This window comes from Glycomyces tenuis DSM 44171 (assembly GCF_000427885.1).
Classification (GTDB): domain Bacteria; phylum Actinomycetota; class Actinomycetes; order Mycobacteriales; family Micromonosporaceae; genus Glycomyces; species Glycomyces tenuis.
On record NZ_ATYW01000016.1, the window covers coordinates 74,016 to 92,916 of the forward strand.

Annotated in this window: 18 protein-coding genes and 1 other RNA gene; 5 read left to right on the plus strand and 14 right to left on the minus strand. The window is 71.4% G+C overall.

Going from position 1 to position 18,901, the window contains the following annotated elements:
- Positions 1-11 precede the first annotated feature (11 nt).
- From YWW_RS31210 to glnA, 3 genes are read right to left on the minus strand one after another with little or no spacing between them, the layout of a single operon-like run.
- Positions 12-2,612: a bifunctional [glutamine synthetase] adenylyltransferase/[glutamine synthetase]-adenylyl-L-tyrosine phosphorylase gene (locus YWW_RS31210; RefSeq protein WP_051325963.1), complete on the minus strand. Its 2,601-nt coding sequence runs from the start codon at positions 2,610-2,612 to the stop codon at positions 12-14.
- A complete protein-coding gene (locus YWW_RS0117235) occupies positions 2,605-3,288 on the minus strand; it encodes a type 1 glutamine amidotransferase (RefSeq protein WP_026931074.1) in 684 nt (227 codons plus the stop codon). The genes YWW_RS31210 and YWW_RS0117235 overlap by 8 nt, the downstream gene beginning before the upstream one ends.
- Positions 3,289-3,305: 17 nt before the next feature.
- Positions 3,306-4,655, minus strand: coding sequence for a type I glutamate--ammonia ligase (glnA, locus tag YWW_RS0117240; protein ID WP_026931075.1), 1,350 nt, complete (start codon positions 4,653-4,655; stop codon positions 3,306-3,308).
- A gap of 141 nt (positions 4,656-4,796) precedes the next feature.
- Between glnA and YWW_RS31215 the strand changes: the two genes are divergently transcribed.
- Positions 4,797-5,498, plus strand: a complete 702-nt coding sequence (locus tag YWW_RS31215) for an MOSC domain-containing protein (protein WP_155830226.1) — start codon at positions 4,797-4,799, stop codon at positions 5,496-5,498.
- Positions 5,499-5,619: 121 nt separating this feature from the next.
- Here the strand turns inward: YWW_RS31215 and YWW_RS0117250 are convergent, their stop codons facing one another.
- The 4 genes from YWW_RS0117250 to YWW_RS0117265 form a co-directional block, all read right to left on the minus strand.
- A complete protein-coding gene (locus tag YWW_RS0117250) occupies positions 5,620-6,309 on the minus strand; it encodes an HAD family hydrolase (RefSeq protein WP_026931076.1) in 690 nt (229 codons plus the stop codon).
- 95 nt (positions 6,310-6,404) lie between these two features.
- The gene (gene panB / locus YWW_RS0117255) at positions 6,405-7,256 is read right to left on the minus strand and encodes a 3-methyl-2-oxobutanoate hydroxymethyltransferase (RefSeq protein ID WP_026931077.1); all 852 of its coding nucleotides are present in this window, start codon (positions 7,254-7,256) and stop codon (positions 6,405-6,407) included.
- A 108-nt stretch (positions 7,257-7,364) separates the two neighbouring features.
- Positions 7,365-9,143, minus strand: coding sequence for an NAD+ synthase (locus YWW_RS0117260; protein WP_026931078.1), 1,779 nt, complete (start codon positions 9,141-9,143; stop codon positions 7,365-7,367).
- A gap of 32 nt (positions 9,144-9,175) precedes the next feature.
- The gene (locus tag YWW_RS0117265) at positions 9,176-9,928 is read right to left on the minus strand and encodes a sulfite exporter TauE/SafE family protein (RefSeq protein WP_026931079.1); all 753 of its coding nucleotides are present in this window, start codon (positions 9,926-9,928) and stop codon (positions 9,176-9,178) included.
- A gap of 32 nt (positions 9,929-9,960) precedes the next feature.
- On the opposite strand from YWW_RS0117265, the gene rnpB reads away from it, so the two are divergent.
- From rnpB to YWW_RS0117275, 3 genes are all read left to right on the plus strand, one after another.
- Positions 9,961-10,373, plus strand: an RNA gene (gene rnpB / locus YWW_RS34240) — RNase P RNA component class A.
- Between the two features lie 534 nt (positions 10,374-10,907).
- Positions 10,908-11,192, plus strand: a complete 285-nt coding sequence (locus tag YWW_RS0117270) for a hypothetical protein (protein WP_026931080.1) — start codon at positions 10,908-10,910, stop codon at positions 11,190-11,192.
- Between the two features lie 41 nt (positions 11,193-11,233).
- On the plus strand, positions 11,234-11,749 hold the full coding sequence (locus YWW_RS0117275; RefSeq protein WP_211228608.1) for an NUDIX hydrolase: 516 nt from the start codon (positions 11,234-11,236) through the stop codon (positions 11,747-11,749).
- A gap of 48 nt (positions 11,750-11,797) precedes the next feature.
- Here YWW_RS0117275 and YWW_RS0117280 read toward each other — a convergent pair whose 3' ends face one another.
- Both YWW_RS0117280 and ctaC read right to left on the minus strand, forming a co-directional pair.
- Entirely contained in the window at positions 11,798-12,244 is a 447-nt protein-coding gene (locus YWW_RS0117280) for a cytochrome c oxidase subunit 4 (protein ID WP_026931082.1), read from the minus strand.
- A gap of 13 nt (positions 12,245-12,257) precedes the next feature.
- Positions 12,258-13,205, minus strand: a complete 948-nt coding sequence (gene ctaC / locus YWW_RS0117285) for an aa3-type cytochrome oxidase subunit II (protein WP_051325967.1) — start codon at positions 13,203-13,205, stop codon at positions 12,258-12,260.
- 140 nt (positions 13,206-13,345) lie between these two features.
- Here ctaC and YWW_RS0117290 point away from each other — a divergent pair, with 140 nt between their 5' ends.
- Complete coding sequence (locus tag YWW_RS0117290; protein WP_026931084.1) at positions 13,346-14,458, plus strand: cysteine desulfurase family protein; 1,113 nt, start codon at positions 13,346-13,348, stop codon at positions 14,456-14,458.
- Between the two features lie 71 nt (positions 14,459-14,529).
- Here YWW_RS0117290 and YWW_RS0117295 read toward each other — a convergent pair whose 3' ends face one another.
- The 5 genes from YWW_RS0117295 to YWW_RS0117315 all read right to left on the minus strand — a co-directional run bounded on the left by YWW_RS0117295 (position 14,530) and on the right by YWW_RS0117315 (position 18,897).
- Entirely contained in the window at positions 14,530-15,225 is a 696-nt protein-coding gene (locus tag YWW_RS0117295; protein WP_026931085.1) for a WXG100 family type VII secretion target, read from the minus strand.
- Positions 15,226-15,236: 11 nt separating this feature from the next.
- Positions 15,237-15,548 (minus strand): hypothetical protein, encoded by a 312-nt coding sequence (locus YWW_RS0117300; protein WP_026931086.1) that lies wholly within the window; start codon positions 15,546-15,548, stop codon positions 15,237-15,239.
- Positions 15,545-16,564 (minus strand): hypothetical protein, encoded by a 1,020-nt coding sequence (locus YWW_RS0117305; RefSeq protein WP_026931087.1) that lies wholly within the window; start codon positions 16,562-16,564, stop codon positions 15,545-15,547. The genes YWW_RS0117300 and YWW_RS0117305 overlap by 4 nt, the downstream gene beginning before the upstream one ends.
- A gap of 262 nt (positions 16,565-16,826) precedes the next feature.
- Positions 16,827-17,867: an ABC transporter ATP-binding protein gene (locus YWW_RS0117310; protein WP_051325968.1), complete on the minus strand. Its 1,041-nt coding sequence runs from the start codon at positions 17,865-17,867 to the stop codon at positions 16,827-16,829.
- Positions 17,857-18,897, minus strand: a complete 1,041-nt coding sequence (locus YWW_RS0117315) for an ABC transporter ATP-binding protein (protein WP_026931089.1) — start codon at positions 18,895-18,897, stop codon at positions 17,857-17,859. Before YWW_RS0117315 ends, YWW_RS0117310 begins: the two co-directional genes overlap by 11 nt.
- Positions 18,898-18,901: the final 4 nt, after the last annotated feature.

Sequence of the window (18,901 nt, forward strand, 5' to 3'; positions counted from 1 at the left end):
TCTATGTCCCTCTAGGTCGGGCCGTAGACGATCCGGTGGGCCGCCTCGTGCGCGAGCCTGGTCAAGCGCCGGTAGTGGTTGAGGAACTCCTGGGTGTCCGAGCCGAAGCCGAGCGTCTGCGCCAGGGCGGTGAGCTCCGGGCCCGAGCGCGGGAGCTCGTCGCGCGGCACGCCGCGCGCCAGCGTCATGTCGTTGCGCACCCGCGAGACGAACTCCCAGGCCGCGCGCAGGTCCTCCAGGGAGGTGGTGTCGAGGTGCCCGGCCGCGGCGGCGGCCTCTAGGGCCGGGACGGTGCGGGTGGTGCGCATGAGCGGCTCGTCGCCGTGCTCGAGCTGGAGCAGCTGCGCGGCCCACTCGATGTCGACCAGGCCGCCGCGACCGAGTTTGGTGTGCCCGTTGGGGTCGGCGCCTCTGGGAAGGCGCTCGGAGTCGACGCGGGCCTTGACGCGGCGGAACTCGATCCGCTCGGCCTCGCTCAGCCCGCCGGGCCGGTAGCGGACGGCGTCGGCCGCCTCGGCCCACTGGTCGAGCAGGCCCTGGTCGCCCGCGACGGCTCGGGCCCGCAGCAGCGCCTGGCGCTCCCACAACCGCGCCCGGTCGGAGTAGTACCGCTCGTAGGCGGCCAGGCTCGGCACGATGGGGCCGCCCTTGCCCTCGGGGCGCAGGCCGAGGTCGATCTCGAGGGGCGGGTCGGCGGTCGGGGCGGCCAGGAGGCTCTTCACCGCCTCGACGATCCGCCCGGCGGCCTTGCGCTGGGCGTCGCCCTCGCCGTTGTGGATGAAGACGACGTCGGCGTCGGAGCCGAATCCGGTCTCCCTGCCGCCCAGGCGTCCCATGCCGATGATCGCGATCGGCGGGGCGTCGGGCACGTCGCGGGAGGCGACGGCGAGCGTGGCGTCCAGGACGGCGTCGACGAGGTCGGACAGGGCCAGGCCCACCTGCTGGTCGTCGAGGAGGCCGAGCAGGTCGGCGGCGGCGATGCGGATGAGCTCGCGACGGCGGATCGCCCGGACCGCGGCCACGGCGTCGGTCGCGTCGACGTGCCGCGCGACGGCCTGGCGCATCCCCGCGGCGAGGCCGTCGCGGCTCTTCGGCTCCAGGTCGGCGTTGTCCGAGAGGAACCGCAGCGACTGCGGTACGTGCAGCAGGAGGGCGGTGAAGTAGCGGGAGGTGCCCAGCAGGCGGGCGAGCCGGACGGCGGCCGGTCCCCCGTCGCGCAGCAGCCGCAGGTACCAGGGGGTGGAGCCGAGCTTGTCGGAGACCTGCCGGTAGGCCAGCAGGCCGCGGTCGGGCTCGGGCGAGTCGGCGAGCTCGTGCAGCACGACCGGCAGCAGGGCGCGCTGGACGGTGGCGGTGCGGCCGATCCCGGCGGTCAGCCTGCGGATGTGGGTCAGGGCGCTGTCCGGGTCGGCGAAGCCGAGGACGGCCAGGCGCGAGGCGGCCTCGGACTCGGTCATGCGCAGCTCGGCGGTGGACACGCGGGTGACGGCGTCGAGCAGCGGCCGGTACAGCAGCTTCTCGTGCAGGCGCCGCGCGGTGGCGGCGTGGGCGCGCCAGGCGGCCAGGAAGCCCTCGTCGGTGGTGTAGCCGAGGGTGCGGGCGAGCTGGTGGAGCGGCTCGCCGCCCTCGGGCACGCGGTGGGTGCGCAGCAGCCGCTGGAGCTGGAGCCGGTGCTCGACGGTGCGCAGGAAGACATAGGTGTCGGTGAGCTCCTCGCCGTCGCGGCGGGCGAGGTAGCCGCCCGCGACGAGCACCTCGAGGGCCTCCAGCGTGGACCGCACCCGCAGCGACGGGTCGCCGCGGCCGTGGACGAGCTGGAGCAGCTGCACGGCGAACTCGATGTCCCGCAGGCCGCCGGGGCCGAGCTTGATCTCGTACTTGCGTTCGGCGCGCGGCACCGAGTCGGCGACCTTGCGGCGCATGTCGCGGATGTCCTCGACCACGCCGGGCCGGTTCGCGGCGTCCCAGATCAGCGGCTGGACGGCGGCGAGCCAGTCGAGGCCGAGCCGCAGGTCGCCGGCGGCGGGCCTGGCCTTGAGCAGCGCCTGGAACTCCCAGGTGCGGGCCCAGTCGCGCAGGTAGCTCAGGTACGAGTCGACGGTGCGCACCAGGGCGCCGTGGCGGCCCTCGGGCCGCAGCCCGGCGTCGACCGGCCAGGTGGCGGGGCCGACGATCTGGATCATGCGGGCCGCCTGCCGCGTGGCGAGGTCGAGGTCGCCTTCGGCGACGAACACGACGTCGACGTCCGAGACGTAGTTGAGCTCTTCGGCGCCGGTCTTGCCCATCGCGATGACCGCCAGGCCGGTCTCGCCGGGGACTTCGGCGCGGGCGAGCTCCAGGCCGCGGGCGAGGACGGCGTCGGCCAGGCGGGTGAGCGCGTCGGAGGTGGCGGGCAGGCGGGCCTCGCCGGTGAGGTCGGCGGCGCTGATGCGCAGCAGGTTCGCCTTCCACGCGGCGTTCAATCCGCCCGCGCCGGCGGCGCGGACGCGGGCGAGGCCGGTCTCCTCGTCCTCGGTCAGGGCGGTCTCGACGTCGGGGTGTGCGCGCAGGAAGTCGGCCAGGGCGTTGCTGGCCTCGACCACCGCCTGGCGCGCCTCGTCGAGCTCAGGCATCGACCACCGGCAGGGCTCGGCGCTCCCCGGCGGCGACGCGGGCGAAGCGCTGGAGGATCGGACGCCACGTCTCGACGATGTGCTCGTCGACGTCGGCGACCTTGGCGAGCGCGGCCTCGTCGAAGGCGCTGAAGCCGGCGAGCTGGTCCGCGGTGAACTCGAAGTGGGACTGGACGCCCCAGGCGGCCGCGCGGACGCGGAACACCTCCAGGGCCCCGTACGGGGAGGCCGCCAGGAGCGTGGCCTCCTCGGGGAGGCTCACCAGCCGGTTGGCGCTCCAGGAGATCACGTCGATGGTCATGGGCGCGGGCCCGAACAGGAGGTCCTGCCCGGCGGCGTCGCGTTTGGCGAGCATCCTGGGCCCGGCCGGGTCGTCGGAGGGCTCGACCGAGCCGCCGAAGGCGGCGGCGAGCATCTGCGCCGCCGAGCACAGCGCCAGGGTCGGGGTGGAGTCGGCGACCGCGCATTCGAGGAGGCCGGTCAGCTCCTCGGCCCACTCGCGGCTGCGGGTGCCGCCGAGCGCGATGAGCGCCTCGTGGCCGCCGGGGGTGCGGGGGACGGCGTCTCCGGCGTGCGGGCGCACCACGTCCAGTTCCATTCCCGCCTCGGCGAGCCACCCCGCGGCGCGTCCGATGCCAAGTTTCGGGTCGTTCTCGATGACGAGTGCAGTGGTCACGGTCTCATGCTAATCGGTCACAGATTGATGTATCGACGGCGTTCGAAGGCGGTGACCTGTGTGCGGTAGTCCTCCCACTCGCTGCGCTTGTTCTTCAGGAAGTAGTCGAAGACGTGCTCGCCGAGGACTTCGGGGACCAACTCGGAGGACTCCATCACGTCGAGGGCCTCGTTCAGCGAGGAGGGCAGCGGCTGGTAGCCGGCGGCGACGCGCTCGGCGTTGGTGAGGGCCGAGACGTCGTCCTCGGTGCCCGGGGGCAGCTCGTAGCCCTCTTCGATGCCCTTGAGCCCGGCGCCGAGCATGACCGCGTAGGCCAGGTACGGGTTCGCCGCCGAGTCCAGCGAGCGGATCTCGACGCGCGCCGAGTTCGGCTTGCCGTAGACGGGGACGCGCACCAGCGCGGAGCGGTTGGCCTTGCCCCACGAGACGTAGGAGGGCGCCTCGGAGATCTGGCCCGGCTGCGGCCGGGAGTAGAGGCGCTTGTAGGAGTTGACCCACTGGCAGGTGATCGCGGTGAACTCGGGCGCGTGGCGCAGGAGCCCGGCGATGAAGGCCTTGGCGGTCTTGGACAGCCGCTGCTCGTCGCCCGGGTCGTGGAAGGCGTTGTCCTCGCCTTCGAACAGCGACAGGTGGCTGTGCATGCCCGAGCCGGGCTGGGCGCTGAACGGCTTGGGCATGAACGAGGCCGTGACGCCGGAGGTCAGGGCGACCTCCTTGACGATGTGCCTGAAGGTCATGATGTTGTCGGCCGTGGCCAGCGCGTCGGCGTAGCGCAGGTCGATCTCCTGCTGGCCGGGGGCGACCTCGTGGTGGCTGTACTCCACGGAGATGCCGACCCGCTCGAGCGCGAGGATCGCCTGGCGGCGGAAGTCGCGGGCGACCGAGTGCGTGGTGTGGTCGAAGTAGCCGCCCTCGTCCACCGGCGTCGGGTCCGAGCCGTCCTCGGGGATGTCCGAGAGCAGGAAGAACTCGATCTCGGGGTGGACGTAGAAGGTGAAGCCGCGGTCGGCCGCCTTCGACAGTGACCGGCGCAGCACGTGCCGCGGGTCGGCCCACGAGGGAGCGCCCTCGGGCGTGAGGATGTCGCAGAACATCCGCGCCGACTCCCCGATCCCCCGGCCTTCGAAGGGGAAGACCTGGAAGGTGGTCGGGTCGGGCATGGCGACCATGTCCGATTCGTAGACGCGCGCGAAGCCCTCGATCGCCGAGCCGTCGAATCCGATGCCCTCCTCGAAGGCGGACTCGAGTTCGGCGGGGGCGACGCTCACCGACTTCAGCGTGCCGAGCACGTCGGTGAACCACAGCCGGACGAACCGGATGTCGCGCTCTTCGAGCGTGCGGAGCACGAACTCCTTCTGCCGTTCCATGGTGCCCTTCCTCTCGGTCCTGGGGCTCCAGTGTCTCACTTGATTGTGTCCCCGACGTTAACCGGACATGGCGGCGTCCGCGACCCCGCTCCGCGAATCGGGCGGTGCGGCCCGCGGGCTGGGAGCGGTACATTCGTGGACATGTTCTCAGGTTCGGTGACGAAGATGTGGCGCTGGCCGGTCAAGGGCCTCCGCGGCGAGACGGTGCGATCGGCCGAGATCGGCCCGCACGGCATGACCGGCGACCGGGTGCTCAAGGTGTTCAAGACCGGCACCGACGACGACATCTGGGCCGGAGGGCACCCCAGGATGCTGGAGTGGGAGGCCGCCTGGCCGGCCCAGTGCGGCTGCGCCGACGGCGTCGGGGACGCCCCGGTCGTCTACGAGCCCGGCGGGGCCGCGTGGGCGGCGGACGACCCGGGGCTCGGCGCGGCGATGGCGGACGACCTCGGCGAGGAGGCGCTGGACCTGCGGAAGACCGACACGGGGACGAGCGGGCGCGTCCTGGTCGTCTTCGAGGCGAGCCTGAAGCGGCTGTCCGAGGAGATGGGCCGCGAGATCGAGCCCGAGCGGTTCCGGCCGAACGTGATGATCGAGGCCGACCTCGATCCGTACGCCGAGGCGCGGTTCGAGCGGGGCATGCCGATCAGCCTCGGCGGCAATGCCTTCGTGGTGCACAAGCCGTGCGAGCGCTGCGTCCTGCCCAGCTGGGACCCCCGCGGGCGGGAGCGCGACAAAGAGCTGCACAAACACATCGTCCGAGGGCTCGGCAACCACTTCGGCGTCTACCTCAAGACCCCCGAGACCGTGAGCATCGGCGTCGGCGACGAGGTCGGCGGCTGAGGAGTGGACGCCCTGAGCCGGGGATCGGTCGGCTCAGGGCGCATATTCAGCTTATGCCGCCGGGGCGACAAGATCGGTACACCGTCAGTGGGATTTGCTTCGAGTTGCGGTGCAACCGTTCTCAAGCGAGCCGGTCGGCGACCCAGCGGCGGATGAAGGGGTACAGCTCCTGAAGCGTCGCCCCCGAGGCGTCGGCCCGCGGCCAAGGCCGTCCGAAGTGGTCGATGTAGGCCGTGGCGCAGCCGTGCTCGGCGGCCGGGGCCAGGTCGTTGCGGGGGATGTCGCCGATGCTCAGCAGCGAGGACGCCTCGCGCCCGTCCAGGAGGCCCTCGAGGATCGGGCCGAGCCCGGCGGGTTTGGCCGCGTCGCCGATGACCTGGTCGAACAGGCCGTCGAGCTTGATGTGGGCGAGGATCGAGTCCAAGCCGTCGAGCGGCGCGTTGGTGACCAGGGCGGTCCGGACGCCGCCCGGCAGGCCCCACAGGAGCTCCCTGAGCCCTTCGGGGGCGGACAGCTCGAACTCGCCCGCGGCCATCCCGGCGCGGGCGGCGAGGTAGGCGGGCAGGCGGACGTCTTCGCCGAGGCCGTACTCGCCGGCGAGCCGGCGCACGGCGTTGTACGGGTCGAGGGCGTCGAAGGTGGAGGCGGTGGTGGGTCTGCCCTTGCAGAAGGCGTCGTGGGCGGTGAGGAAGGCGCGCTCGTCGTCGGCGCCGAGGGCGGACGCGACGCGGCGGGCGTAGGCGTAGGCGGGCTCGTCGCCGAGGCAGACGGTGCCGTCGAAGTCGAAGAGCAGGATCACATCAGAGGTCACGTGCGCAAACCCTACGCGAAACGCCGCCTCCCTCCCAGAGGAAGGCGGCGCCGATGCACGGCTCGCGAGCTTCGCCGTGGCGGTGCTCACGCGAGCTATTCGAAGCTGTGCTCCCTCGTCGGGAACCGCCCGCCGCGGACCTCGTCGGCGAAGGCCCTGGCCGCGTCCTGGAGGACGTCGGCGACCTCGGCGTAGCGCTTGACGAAGCGCGGGAGCCGGCCGCGGCGCATCCCGGCCATGTCCTGCCAGACCAGGACCTGGGCGTCGGTGTCGGGGCCGGCGCCTATGCCGATGGTCGGGATCGGCAGCCGCTTGGTGATCTCGGCGGCCACGGCCGCGGTCACCATCTCCAGGACCACGGCGAAGGCCCCGGCCTCGGCGACGGCGTGCGCGTCGGCCTCGACTTCGGCGGCCTGGGCGTCGCGGCCCTGGACGCGGTAGCCGCCCACGGCGTGCTCGCTCTGCGGGGTGAAGCCGACGTGGCCCATCACCGGGATGCCCGCGTCGGTCAGCGCCCGGATCTGCTCGGCCACGCGCCGCCCGCCTTCGAGCTTGACGGCGTGCGCCCCGGCCTTCATGAACCGCACGGCGGTCTCCAGGGCCTGCGCGGGGCCGGCCTCATAGGAACCGAACGGCAGGTCGGCGACGACCAGGCACCGCTCGGTGGAGCGGGCGACGGCCGCCACCAGCGGCACGAGCTCGTCGACGGTGACCGGGACGGTCGTCTCGTAGCCGTAGACGTTGTTGGCGGCCGAGTCGCCGACGAGCAGGACCGGGATCCCGGCCTCGTCGAACAGCGACGCGGTGTAGGTGTCGTATGAGGTGAGCATCGCCCACTTCTCGCCGCGCTCCTTGGCGTCGACGAGGTGGCGGGCCCGCACCCGCTTGACGGTCTTGCCCGGCCCGTACAGGCTCGGGATCTCGTCGGGGGACTTCGATTGAGACATCGTTGTACTCCTGCAATCTCCTCGTGGCCGGCGTTCGCCGGTCCCCGGGTCGTGTGCCGCGCGAAGCGGCTTCTCACAGGACGAGACTAACGCTCATCGATCCCTGCGTCACTCGCCGAGCGCCTCGTGTGACAAACTCCCCGCGCTGATCCCCCTGAAGTGGTTCGTGATCGGCAGGCGGCGGTCGCGGCCGAACGACTTCTTCGAGATCTTGGTGCCCGGCGCGGACTGGCGCCGCTTGTACTCGGCGCCGTCGACGAGGTTCGCGACGCGCGTGACGAGCTCGGCCGGGTAGCCCTGGGCGATGAGGTCCTCCCTTCCGGCGTCGCCGTCGACGTAGGCGAGCAGCATCGGGTCGAGCAGGGCGTACTCCGGCAGGGAGTCGGAGTCCTTCTGGTCGGGCCGCAGTTCGGCGCTCGGCGGCTTGAGGATGATGTTCTCGGGGATCGGCTCGGTCTCGCCCAGCCGCCTGGCGTGCTCGTTGCGCCAGTTCGCCAGCTCGTAGACCAGCGTCTTGGGGACGTCCTTGATGGGCGCGAAGCCGCCGCAGGAGTCGCCGTAGAGCGTCGAGTAGCCCACGGCGTACTCGCTCTTGTTGCCCGCCGCGAGGACGAGGTGGCCGTGCTGGTTGGACAGGGACATCCAGATGACGCCGCGCACGCGGGCCTGGAGGTTCTCCAGGGCCAGGCCGGAGAGGGACATCTGGGCGAGGTAGGCGTCGACGATGGGCTGGATCGGTTCCACGCTGTGGTGGATGCCGCAGCGTTCGGCCAGGTCGGCGGCGTCGTCCACGGAGTGCTGCGAGGAGTACCGGCTGGGGTTGGCCACGGTCCACACCGCGTCGGCGCCGAGCGCGTCGCGGGCGAGGACGGCGGTGACGGCCGAGTCGATGCCGCCGGAGAGGCCGAGCAGGACGGACTTGAAGCCGTTCTTGCGCGTGTAGTCGCCCAGGCCGAGGCGCAGCGCCTCCCAGACCTCCTCGTGGCGGCCGAGCGCCGGCGCCGTGGCCGCCTCGACCGGCCGCGCGGGCGCCTCGACGGTCGCGGAGAGGACGTGGCGGGTGACGCTCATGAGCGTCGAGGCGTCGTTGGGGAGGTCGCCGTCCTGGCTCGCGGCGGGGAGGTCGAGGTCGGTGACGAGCAGCTCGGTGCCGAAGCGGCGGGCGGAGGCGATGATGCCGCCGTCGGCGCCGACGATCGTCGATCCGCCGTCGAAGACCAGGTCGTCCTGGCCGCCGACGATGTTGAGGTAGGCGATCGTGGCGCCCGCGTCGGCGGCGCGGCGGCGCAGCAGCTCAAGGCGGTCCTCGTGTTTTCCCTGCTCATAGGGGGAGGCGTTGATGTTGACGACGAGGCCGGCGCCCGCCGCGGCGGCCGCGGAGAACGGCACGCCCTCCTGCCAGATGTCTTCGCAGACGGTGAAGGCCACGTCGACGCCGCCGATGCGGGCGAGGTGCAATTCGTGCCCGGAGACGAAATATCGGTCCTCGTCGAACACGCCGTAGTTCGGCAGGTGATGTTTGTAGTAGCGGAATAGGACCTTGCCGTCCTGGATGAGCGCAAGCGCATTACGAATGCCGCTTCCGTGGGGGTTTCCCAGGGGGCCATCGGCATCGAGATATCCCACGGCGACGGGAAGGGCGCCGTTGCCGTCGGCGGCGAGTTCGGCGGCGAGCCGCTCGAGCCTGGCGCGGCTGGCGTCGACGAAGGAGCGGCGCAGCGCGAGGTCCTCGACGGGGTAGCCGGTCAAGGACTGCTCCCCGGTGGCGAGGAGGTGGACTCCGGCCTGGGAGGCGGCGGCGGCGGCGCGCCTGATGAGGTCGGCGTTGGCGTCGAGGTCGCCCACGATCGGGTTGTCCTGGGCCAGTGCGATACGAAGCGTCGGCATGCGCCCATTGTTCCCTGCTCGGGCGCCTTGCGTCATCTCAGCATGAGGATGACGCTCAGGATCAGTCCGTAGGCGATGACGGCGATCCGCAGGGGGCGCTCGGGGAGCTTCTGGAAGAGGCGGGCGCCGAGGTAGCCGCCGAGGAACGTGGCAGGCACGAGCACGCCGATGGCCCACCAGGCGACGTCGGCGAAAACGCCGTAGACCACCGAGGTGACCGCGCCCACGATGAAGGTGCAGAAGTTCTTGAGGGCGCCGATGCGGACGAGGCGCTCGGTCAGGCTCATGGCGATGACCGCGATGAGGACCAGGCCGAGCGCGGCGTTGAAGTAGGCGCCGTACAGGCACCCGAGGCCGACGCCGAGGTGCAGGGCGACCGGGTGGAGGGCCCGTCCGCCGTTGAGGGCGGTGACCTTGCGGTTGACCCACGGGCCGATGGCCATGAGCAGGGTGGCGGCCAGGACGAGGAACGGGACGACGGCCTCGAAGACCTCGTGGGGGGTGCTCAGCAGCAGGATCGTGCCGCCGACGGAGGCGAGGAGCGCGGTGGGGATCAGGGAGAGGACGCGGCGCTTCTGGGGGCGCAGGTGCTCGCGGGAGCCGAAGGCCGCCGCGGCGTAGGCGGGGGCGACGGCGATGCCGTTCGTGGCGTTGGCGTGGAGCGGCGGGACGCCGACGGCGATGAGGGTGGGGTAGGTGATGAGGGAGCCGCCGCCCGCCACGGCGTTGAGCCCGCCGGCGACGAATCCGGCGAGCAGCAATCCGGAGACCTGAAGCAGCATCATGGCGTCCGACAGCGTACGCTTGAGCGCTGGGGCGAGTCGGCCAGGCGGTCGCGGCAGTGACGGCAGTGTCTTCTGAGGCGCGGGTGTCACTGGCGAGGAACGTCCGGACTCCTCAGGGCAGGGTGGTTGTTAACGGCAACCCGGGGCGACCCGCGGGACAGTGCCACAGAAAGCAGACCGCCGATTTCGGTCGGTAAGGGTGAAACGGTGGTGTAAGAGACCACCAGCGCCGCCGGTGACGGCGGCGGCTCGGTAAACCCCACCCGGAGCAAGGTCAAGAGGAGCCGTTCGCGGCTCTGCGCGGAGGTTCGAGGGCGGCCCGCCCGAATCGCGCCCGGAGACGGGCGCGGGCCTTCGCGGGTAGACCGCTCGAGCGCGCCGGCGACGGCGCGCCTAGATGGATGGCCGTCCAAGACAGAATCCGGCGTACCGGCCGACTCGTCCCCCACGCTCGGAGCCGGGGCTTGTCATGGACCTCTGAGAGGCGTGGTCCGGCTCGCCCTCCCCAGCGCCCGCCACCCCCGAACCGGCCACCGCGCAGCGACGGCCGTGTGGGCCCGCTCGCCACCTCGTCGGGGCTCCGCCGGGTGGCATCCGTTCGCATCGGCGCCGCCGGGCCCCTTCGGCGTCGGGGACGGGCTCGCCTCGTGGGCCGCTCCGGCCGTTTCCCACCATCGCGCGGGCCGATCCGGCGCGCTTCCGGCTCACACAAGTCGGATATCCGACATGCCAGATCGCCGCGTTGTCACGGCGGTGAGGGTTGCGCCGAACGATGACCGCGGGTAATCGAGCGACCCCGATTCATGCGCCACATAGGGTGCGATTGGTTCATTCGGCGCATTCGTCCGACGGAGGCGCGCATTCGCGGCGAACGATTTTACCAGTTGGGCGACAGCGGAGCAAGTCGTGCAAATGCACGTGCATTCGCACGGCATGGAGGCACGTGCAAATGATCACGGTCTGTAGATATAACCGAACTATGCAAAACCTATTCGCATATCTATTCCTGGCGATCGCCTTCGCCTCGGTCGGCCTCGTCTGCGTCGTCTTCCTCTCCCTTCGCGGCAGCGACCCGGAGGAGCGCGCGGACATCCTGCGGGCGCTCGGCGATTTCAGCGCCGCGTTCGTCGGCGCCCTGCTCATCGCCCTCGTCCTGTATCGCGGCTCGCGTCGGCTCACCCGCCTGGGGATCCTCGAGCATCCACCTGATCAGGGGGCCGACGAGGGCGGAGAGGGCGAATCCGAGTCCGAGTCGGCCGCCTGACGGGCCACTGGCGGGCCTTCGGAGGCCGATAGGGTGTGCCGGTGACTCCATCTGTGCAGCGGCGCCGGGCGCCCTTGGTCCGCAGGGTCGTCGGCCTGGTGTTCTACAGCCTGCCGCATCCGGTGCGCCGCCGGATCGTGCGGATCGCCACCCCCACCTACACCCTCGGATCGGTCGTGCTGGTGATGGACGAGGCCGGCGAGCGGCTGCTCATGCTGCGGCAGCCCCCGGGCCGGCGATGGACGCTCCCGGCCGGGCTCCTGAACCGCCGCGAGCAGCCCATCGAGGGCGCCAAGCGCGAACTGGCCGAGGAGACCGGCATCGAGGCCGGACTCGACGAACTGGTCCCGGCGAACCCCTGCGCGGTGGTGCACACCAGCGGCCGCTGGGTCGACAACGTCTTCAGGCTGGTGCGCGACCCCGACTCGACCCAGATCCTCGTCGACGGCCACGAGGTGTGGGACGCCGCATGGCACCGCGCCGACGAGCTGCCCGAGATGACGCGCGCGACGGCCAGGCTCCTGTCGAACTACGGCCTCGGCCCGCTGGCCGAATAGCGAATGGGGCCGGGCGCGCATCGCCCGGCCCCGTTCGGAGGTCCTCGTCTACTCCGGGCCCAGCTTGCGCGTGCCCGTGTAGTACTCGAAGGTCAGGCCGCAGGTGGCGAACAGCAGCGCCACCCCGCCGGCCACCATCAGCCACGGCAGCCAGAACACGACGCCGAGACCGGCGAGCACGGCCGTGGCGGCCAGGCCCAGCGGCCAGTACGAGCCGGGGCTGAAGAAGCCGACCTCGCCCGCCATGTCCGAGATCTCGCCGTCGGGCCGGTCCTCCGGACGCGGGTCGATGCGCCGCGAGATCACCCAGAACACGAGCCAGACCATGCCGGTCAGGAGCCCCGAGAAGACCAGGGCCAGCGTGCCGACCCACTCGATCTCGCCGGGGCGCCCGTAGGCGGGGTTGTCGTTGGACTGCGTCCACCAGCCGTAGACGGCGGCGAATACGAACATCGTGATCGCCGTGAGGAGGAAGAGCTTGCTCTCGGTCTTCATGCCTGTCCTCGCCTTAGCTCGCGGTGCCCGAGTTCGGGTCGGTGTTGAAGGTGTCCGTGGTCGTGGCGTACGGCTCCTGGCCGATCGCCTCGAGCGCCTCGGGCGTCGTGGCGCCGTCGATCCGCTCGTCGATGAAGGTCTGGTAGTCCTCGGAGGAGACCACGCGCATCTCGAAGTTCATGAACGCGTGGTACGCGCCGCACAGCTCGGCGCAGCGGCCGACGTAGGTGCCCTCGGTGTTGAAGTCGACCTCGAACTCGCTGAGCTGGTTGTCGTCCCCGGGGATCACGTCGCGCTTGAACAGCAGGTCCGGGACCCAGAAGGAGTGGATGACGTCCTCGGAGCGCAGGACGAAGCGGACGTCGTCCTGGTTCGGCACCACGATGACCGGGATGTACTCCGAGTCGCCGGTCTCGACGATCGGCTCGCCCTCGGCGGTCTCGATCGGCTCGCAGTCCTCGCCCTTGTACTCGAACTGCCAGTTCCACTTGAAGGCGGTGACCTCGGTGCAGGCGTTCGGGTGGTCGCTGATGTAGGTGACCTCGTCCTGCACGATCACCGTGAAGTAGAAAAGCACGCCGATGAGGATGAACGGCAGGCCGGTGAAGGTGAGCTCCGCGGGCAGGTTGTACTTCGTCTGCGGCGGCAGGAGCTCCTCGCCGAGGCGCTCCTGCGAGGGGAGCTTGGAGTCGCGCTTCCGGTAGACGGCGATGCACCAGAAGGTCAGGCCCCACACGATGACGCCGACCGCGAGCGCGGCGACGGTGGCGCCGATCCACAGGTCCATCATCATCTCGGATTGGTCGGTCGGCTTCGTCCGGGGCCACCCGAAGTAGAAGGCTTCTTCCAGGCTGCACCCGGCGAGCACCACGGGAAGCAGCGCGGCGATTCCGGTGAGACCTATGGCGCGGCGGGCTCGGCCGCGAGATTCCCGGGACGGTTTTCCGACCACCTGTCTCATGCCTTTCTCAGCGCTCGGCTGCGACCGGCCGCCGGGCAGGCGGCACCGCGCAGATCTAACGGAGCAGAGCCTACTGCCTGAGGCGGGGGGCCGGGCGCAAGGGGTTGGGGTCGGCGCCGTCCGTCTTCTACATTGGGGAGGTGACGGAGACATACTTCGACGGCGCGACCGCGCAGCCGCCGCATCCGGCCGCCAAGGACGCATATGCTGCGGCTTTGTCGGAGGGCTGGGCGGGCCCCGGCAGACTGTACACATTGGGTCGCCGCTCGCGGATGCTGCTGGAGGCGGCGCGCCAGTCGGCGGCCTCTTCCCTGGGGGTGGCGCCCGATGAGGTCACTTTCACATCGAGTGGCACACAGGCAGTGCAGGCGGGAGTACTGGGCGTGATCGCGGCGCGGAGCGAGCCGGACGCCTTCGCCTACAGCGCGGTGGAGCACTCCTCGGTGCTGCACGCGGCCCGCTGGCATGAGCGGCGCGGCGGCGCGGCGGTCGAGATCCCGGTGGACCGCTTCGGGCGTGTCGACGCCGATCCGCTCGTCGAGACCGGTGAGGCGGCGGCCGTGGCGGTGCAGAGCGCCAACCACGAGGTCGGCACCCGCCAGCCGATCGCGGCGATCGCGGCGGGCCTGGGCGGCGTCCCGCTCGTGTGCGACGCGGCGGCGAGCCTGCCGTGGGAGCCGGTGCCTGAGGGCTGGTCGGTGCTGGCGGCGAGCGCCCGCAAGTGGGGCGGTCTGGCCGGCTGCGGAATCCTGGTGGTGCGCAAGGGCACGAGGTGGCGCAATCCCTTCCCCGGTGAGGACTCCTCGCCGCAGGAGGCGATCGGCGAGGTGGACGTGCCCGCGGCCGTCGCCGCGGCGGCCTCGCTGCGGGCGGTGGCGGCCGAGCGCGAGGAGCTCGCGAAGCGGGCGCGGGAGCTCACCGAGCGCATCCGCGAGCACATCGCCGCGACGATCCCCGAGGTGGAGCTGCCCGGCGACCCGGCCGACCGGCTCCCCCACATCGTGACGTTCTCCTGCCTCGGCGTGGACGGCGAGGTGCTGCTCACCGAGCTGAACCGGGCGGGCTTCGCGGTCTCCTCGGGTTCGGCGTGCGCCTCGACGAGGCTGCGCCCTTCGCACGTGCTCCAGGCGATGGGCGTGCTCAGCCACGGCAACGTGCGCGTCTCGCTCCACCGCGAGACGACGGAGGCGGAGGTGGACCGGTTCCTGGAGGTCCTGCCGGGCGTCGTCGAGGGCATCCGGCGGCTGAGTTGAACTTACGGCTCGCAGGCTTCGCCGAGGGAGCTGAATTCACGGCTCGCAGGCTTCGCCGGGAGGGCGGGCGCTCAGCGCGCGAACCTGGCCGCGATCTCCAGAGCGGTCTCGGTCGCCTTCCCGCTGGTGAGCATGGTGCGCGGCGCGGCGGCCGTTCCGTACTGGTCCTCCAGGGCCGTCTCGGTGAGCCGGCCGCGGACGACGTCGGCGGCTTCGGCGATGTCGCCCCATTCGTCGAGGATCACCTGCGCCAGCCCCACCGGCAGCTCCCCCGCCTCGAGCGCGCGGGCCATGGTCTCGTCCATGACGACCACGGCCCGGTGCATCATCTTGAGCAGCACGGTCGCGGTCTCGGCGGTGACCTCGTCCAGGGCCGCCAGCGCGGGCCCGAACGGCCCCGGCTCGGCCCGCGGCGCTCGCGGGCGCACCTGCGGGCTCGGGTCGACGTCGTAACCGGCGTCCCTGAGCTCCTGGTCGGTGTGCTGGAGGGTCTCGACGGCGAGGGCGAGGGCGGGTCCGAGCGTCTTGAGGATCGCCGCGCGCTCGCCGAGCGACCGCTCGAGACCGGCCGCCTCGTCTTCCAGGCTCGCGGCCGCTTCGCGCACGCGCTCGTGGTCGCCGCCGCTCCAGTGGGCGTCGGTGTCGTCGACGTGCGAGCGGTAGCGCTCTCGGCCAGACGACAGCTCGCCCGCGGCTCCTTCGAGCTCGTCGCCGCAGGACTCGAACTCGGCCGGGTCGGCGTCCAGTACCTCTTGATAGCTCGGCATGTCTCTCCGGTCTACGAAGGCGGGTCGATGCGGTCGAATTCGGCGGCGGCGGCCTCGTCGCCGCTCTCGCGGGCCTCGACGGCCCTGAGGATCAGCTCGGCCTGGTCGGTGAGGCGCTCGCCGAGGCCGGTGACGGACAGCCGGTACTCCTCGGCGATGTCGACGAGTCCGCTCGCGGAGGCGAAGCCGGGGTTGGCGTCGGCGGCGCGCCGAGTGGCCTCGGCGATCCGGTCGGGGATGCGGTCGGTGTCGTCGGGGAGGGCCTGGATGCGACGGGCGGCGGCGCGGACCTCGTCGGCATGGAACTCGTTCGTCTCGCTCATTGAGAGCCTCCAGAGCTCGGGGCGGCGCTCGCCTGCGCGGATAGTATCGCGGCGGCGACCTCGGCGGCGAGACCGTCGCGGCCCGCCGGCTCGAACAGCTTGTTCCTGAGGAAGACGATCTCGCTGAGGCGCCCGTGCCGGTCGACGCCGACGCGGCACACGCCCGTGTCGGAGAGCTTCTCGACGCTGGTGGGCTCCAGGACGGCCGGGTCGTAGGCGCTGGTGACGCCGAAACGGCGGTTGAACTCCTCGCCGCCCGCGGCCCGTTCGCGTTCGGCGATGTTCCAGGCAGAGATGACCGCCTCGGCGACGCTCCTGCCGCCTTTGCGTTCGACCCCGGAGCGGAGTTCGAGATGGCGCAGCTCGCCGGTGAACCCGAGCGTGACCGAGGCCAGGTGCTCGGCGTCGGAGCCGGTGAATTCGCTTTCGGCCATGGCCGAGCGCATCTCGCGGTACCTGCGGTCGAGTTCGGTCAGCTCCGAGCCGAGCTTGGTGATCTCGGGGTCGCCGTCGATGGGGCCCTCGCCGCCGGGCTGCGGGACGGCCTCGGGCCGGGGGGCCGGTTCGGGCGGCGGGACGGCGGCGCCGGGCCGGGGATGCTCGATCAGGCTGGTGAGGGTGGCCGCCTCGGCGACGATCTGCTCGGCGTTGGTCCGCACGTGGGGGTACATCTTCGCGAGCTCCCGGATCACCAGGTGCTGCGCGGTGCGCATCTGCTGGACGCTCAGTTCCGAGCGGCGGTCCTCCCCGGCGACGAGGGACCGCAGGACGCGCTTGACGCCGCCGCCGTACTGCGGGTGGCGCTCGGCGACGCGCCTGACGAGGCGGTCGACGTCGTCTTTGAGGAACACGCCGCCGAAGTGGTGGGAGACCAGCACCGAGAACACCGTGTTGACCAGGCCGTAGTAGGCGGCGTGCTGCTCGGCGGGCAGCGCCCGGTAGGCGGTGCGGTCGTGCCTGGAACCGGTGAGGATGTAGGACACGAGCGAACTGGCACCGGGAACGGCGTCGGTCATGGTCGCCCATCTGGTCTCGACTGGTGTGCTGACCGCCGTTCTCGCGCGGCGGTGGAGCTCATGCTACACAGGGCCGTCCTCCCGCCGGCATGTCGATCACGGGGCCGAGCCGGAACGCGGCCGGATCATCCACAGTGCTCGACGATTTCGGACCGGCCGGGGCGATGCCGCGGCGGAGGCCGGAGCGGGCCGCGGCCCGATCCACTGGAGTCGCCGAGGCTCCCGCCGCTGCGCGGCGGGAGCCTCTTCCGTGTGTCCGCGGCTATTTCACGGCGTGCGTGACGTCCCGTTCCTCGGCGTAGAAGCAGGCCGTCGGATGGGTGCCCTTGTCTCCCACGTCCAGGCCGGGGACCTCCTCGGCGCACTTCTCGGTGGCCTTCCAGCAGCGGGTGCGGAAGCGGCAGCCCGAGGGCGGGTTGATCGGCGAGGGCACGTCCCCCTGGAGGACGATCTCCTCGCGGTGGCCGCGCAGATCCGGGTCCGGCACGGGCACCGCCGACAGCAGCGCCTGCGTGTACGGGTGCCGCGGGTGGTCGTAGATCTCCGCACTGGTGCCGTGCTCGACCACCTTGCCCAGGTACATGACCGCGACCTCGTCGGCGATGTGCCGCACCACCGACAGGTCGTGGGCGATGAACACATAGGCCAGGCCGAGCTCCTCCTGGAGCCGCTCGAGCAGGTTGATCACCTGCCCCTGGATCGACACGTCCAGGGCGCTCACCGGCTCGTCGCACACCAGCACCTGCGGCCGGAGCGCCAGGGCCCGGGCGATCCCGATCCGCTGGCGCTGGCCGCCGGAGAACTGGTGCGGGTAGCGGTTGACGTGGTCGGGGCTGAGCCCGACCATGTCGAGCAGCTCCTTGACCTCCTTGGCCCGCTTGTCGCGCGGAATGACGTCCGTGTGGATCTCGAACGGCTCCCCGACGATGTCGCCGACGGTCATGCGCGGGTTCAAGGAGGTGTACGGGTCCTGGAACACCAACTGGATGTCCCGCCGCACCGGCCGGATCCGCCTCGACGACAGGTTCCCGATCTCCTTGCCCAGCACCTTGATCGAGCCCGAGGTCGGCGGCTCCAGGCCCACCAGGAGCTTCGCGAGCGTCGACTTGCCGCAGCCGGACTCGCCGACGACGCCGAGCGTCTTGCCCGCGTAGAGCTTCAGGTCGACGCCGTCGACGGCCTGCACGTGCCCGACGGTCCGCTTGACGACGATGCCGCGCTGCACCGGGAAGTGCTTGACCACCCCGGTCGCCTCGAGCACCGGTTCGGGCGCGGCGTCCGCCTGTCCCAGCTCAGCGTTCATCCCTGTAGACCTCCTTGGCGAAGTGGCAGAGGGCCCGATGGTCTTCGGCGACCTCCTCGTACGGCGGCGCCTCGGTCGAGCACTTCTCGGGGTCGGCCGCCCAGCAGCGCGGGTGGAACGGGCAGCCGCTCGGCAGGGACGCCGGGTTCGGCGGCAGACCGGGGATCACCTCCAGTTCCCGGCCGACGGTGTCGACGCGCGGGATGGCCCGCAGCAGCGCCTTCGTGTACGGATGGGCAGGGCGCTTGAAGGCGTCGTGGATGCTCGCCCGCTCGACGACCTCCCCGGCGTACATGACCGCGACCTCGTCGGCGACGTCGGCGACCACGCCCAGGTCGTGCGTGATGAGGATGAGCCCCATGTGGCGGTCGTCCTGGATCTGCTTGAGCAGGCGCATGATCTGGGCCTGCACGGTGACGTCGAGCGCGGTGGTCGGCTCGTCGGCGATGAGGACCTCCGGATCGAGTGCGAGCGCCATGGCGATCATGACCCGCTGGCGCATGCCGCCGGAGAACTGGTGCGGGTAGTGCCCCACGCGGTTCTTCGCGTCCGGGATGCCGACCAGGTCGAGCAGCTCGATCGCCCGCTTCCTGGCGTCGGCCCGGCTCGTGCCGCGGTGGACCCGGTACAGCTCCCCGATCTGGAAGCCGACCGACCACAGGGGGTTGAGCGCCGACAGGGCGTCCTGGAACACGATCGCGATGTGGTTGCCCCGCACGGTCCTGCGGGTCTCCTCGCCCTGCTTGAGCAGGTCGACGCCGTGCAGGCGCACCTCGCCGCCCGTCACGTAGCCCGGCGGCGTGTCGAGAATGCCCATGATCGCCTGCGAGGTCACCGACTTGCCCGAGCCGGACTCGCCGACGACGGCCAGCGTGCGGCCCCGCTCCAGCGTGAAGGACGCGCCGCGCACGGCCGGGATGCGCTTGCCGCGCACCCGGAATTCGACCCTGAGGTCGTCCACTTCGAGCAGCGGAGCGTTCAAGTCGGCGCCGGGCAGCGTGTCGCCCACGACGCGTACGTTCTCTGCCACTGGT

Excerpts from the sequence above, each read along its gene's own strand:
- YWW_RS31210 (WP_051325963.1), bottom strand. The coding sequence starts at position 2,612 with ATGCCTGAGCTCGACGAGGCGCGCCAGGCGGTGGTCGAGGCCAGCAAC.
- glnA (WP_026931075.1), bottom strand. The coding sequence starts at position 4,655 with ATGGAACGGCAGAAGGAGTTCGTGCTCCGCACGCTCGAAGAGCGCGAC.
- YWW_RS31215 (WP_155830226.1), top strand. The coding sequence starts at position 4,797 with ATGTTCTCAGGTTCGGTGACGAAGATGTGGCGCTGGCCGGTCAAGGGC.
- panB (WP_026931077.1), bottom strand. The coding sequence starts at position 7,256 with ATGTCTCAATCGAAGTCCCCCGACGAGATCCCGAGCCTGTACGGGCCG.
- YWW_RS0117260 (WP_026931078.1), bottom strand. The coding sequence starts at position 9,143 with ATGCCGACGCTTCGTATCGCACTGGCCCAGGACAACCCGATCGTGGGC.
- YWW_RS0117265 (WP_026931079.1), bottom strand. The coding sequence starts at position 9,928 with ATGATGCTGCTTCAGGTCTCCGGATTGCTGCTCGCCGGATTCGTCGCC.
- YWW_RS0117270 (WP_026931080.1), top strand. The coding sequence starts at position 10,908 with ATGCAAAACCTATTCGCATATCTATTCCTGGCGATCGCCTTCGCCTCG.
- YWW_RS0117280 (WP_026931082.1), bottom strand. The coding sequence starts at position 12,244 with ATGAAGACCGAGAGCAAGCTCTTCCTCCTCACGGCGATCACGATGTTC.
- ctaC (WP_051325967.1), bottom strand. The coding sequence starts at position 13,205 with ATGAGACAGGTGGTCGGAAAACCGTCCCGGGAATCTCGCGGCCGAGCC.
- YWW_RS0117295 (WP_026931085.1), bottom strand. The coding sequence starts at position 15,225 with ATGCCGAGCTATCAAGAGGTACTGGACGCCGACCCGGCCGAGTTCGAG.
- YWW_RS0117300 (WP_026931086.1), bottom strand. The coding sequence starts at position 15,548 with ATGAGCGAGACGAACGAGTTCCATGCCGACGAGGTCCGCGCCGCCGCC.
- YWW_RS0117305 (WP_026931087.1), bottom strand. The coding sequence starts at position 16,564 with ATGACCGACGCCGTTCCCGGTGCCAGTTCGCTCGTGTCCTACATCCTC.
- YWW_RS0117310 (WP_051325968.1), bottom strand. The coding sequence starts at position 17,867 with ATGAACGCTGAGCTGGGACAGGCGGACGCCGCGCCCGAACCGGTGCTC.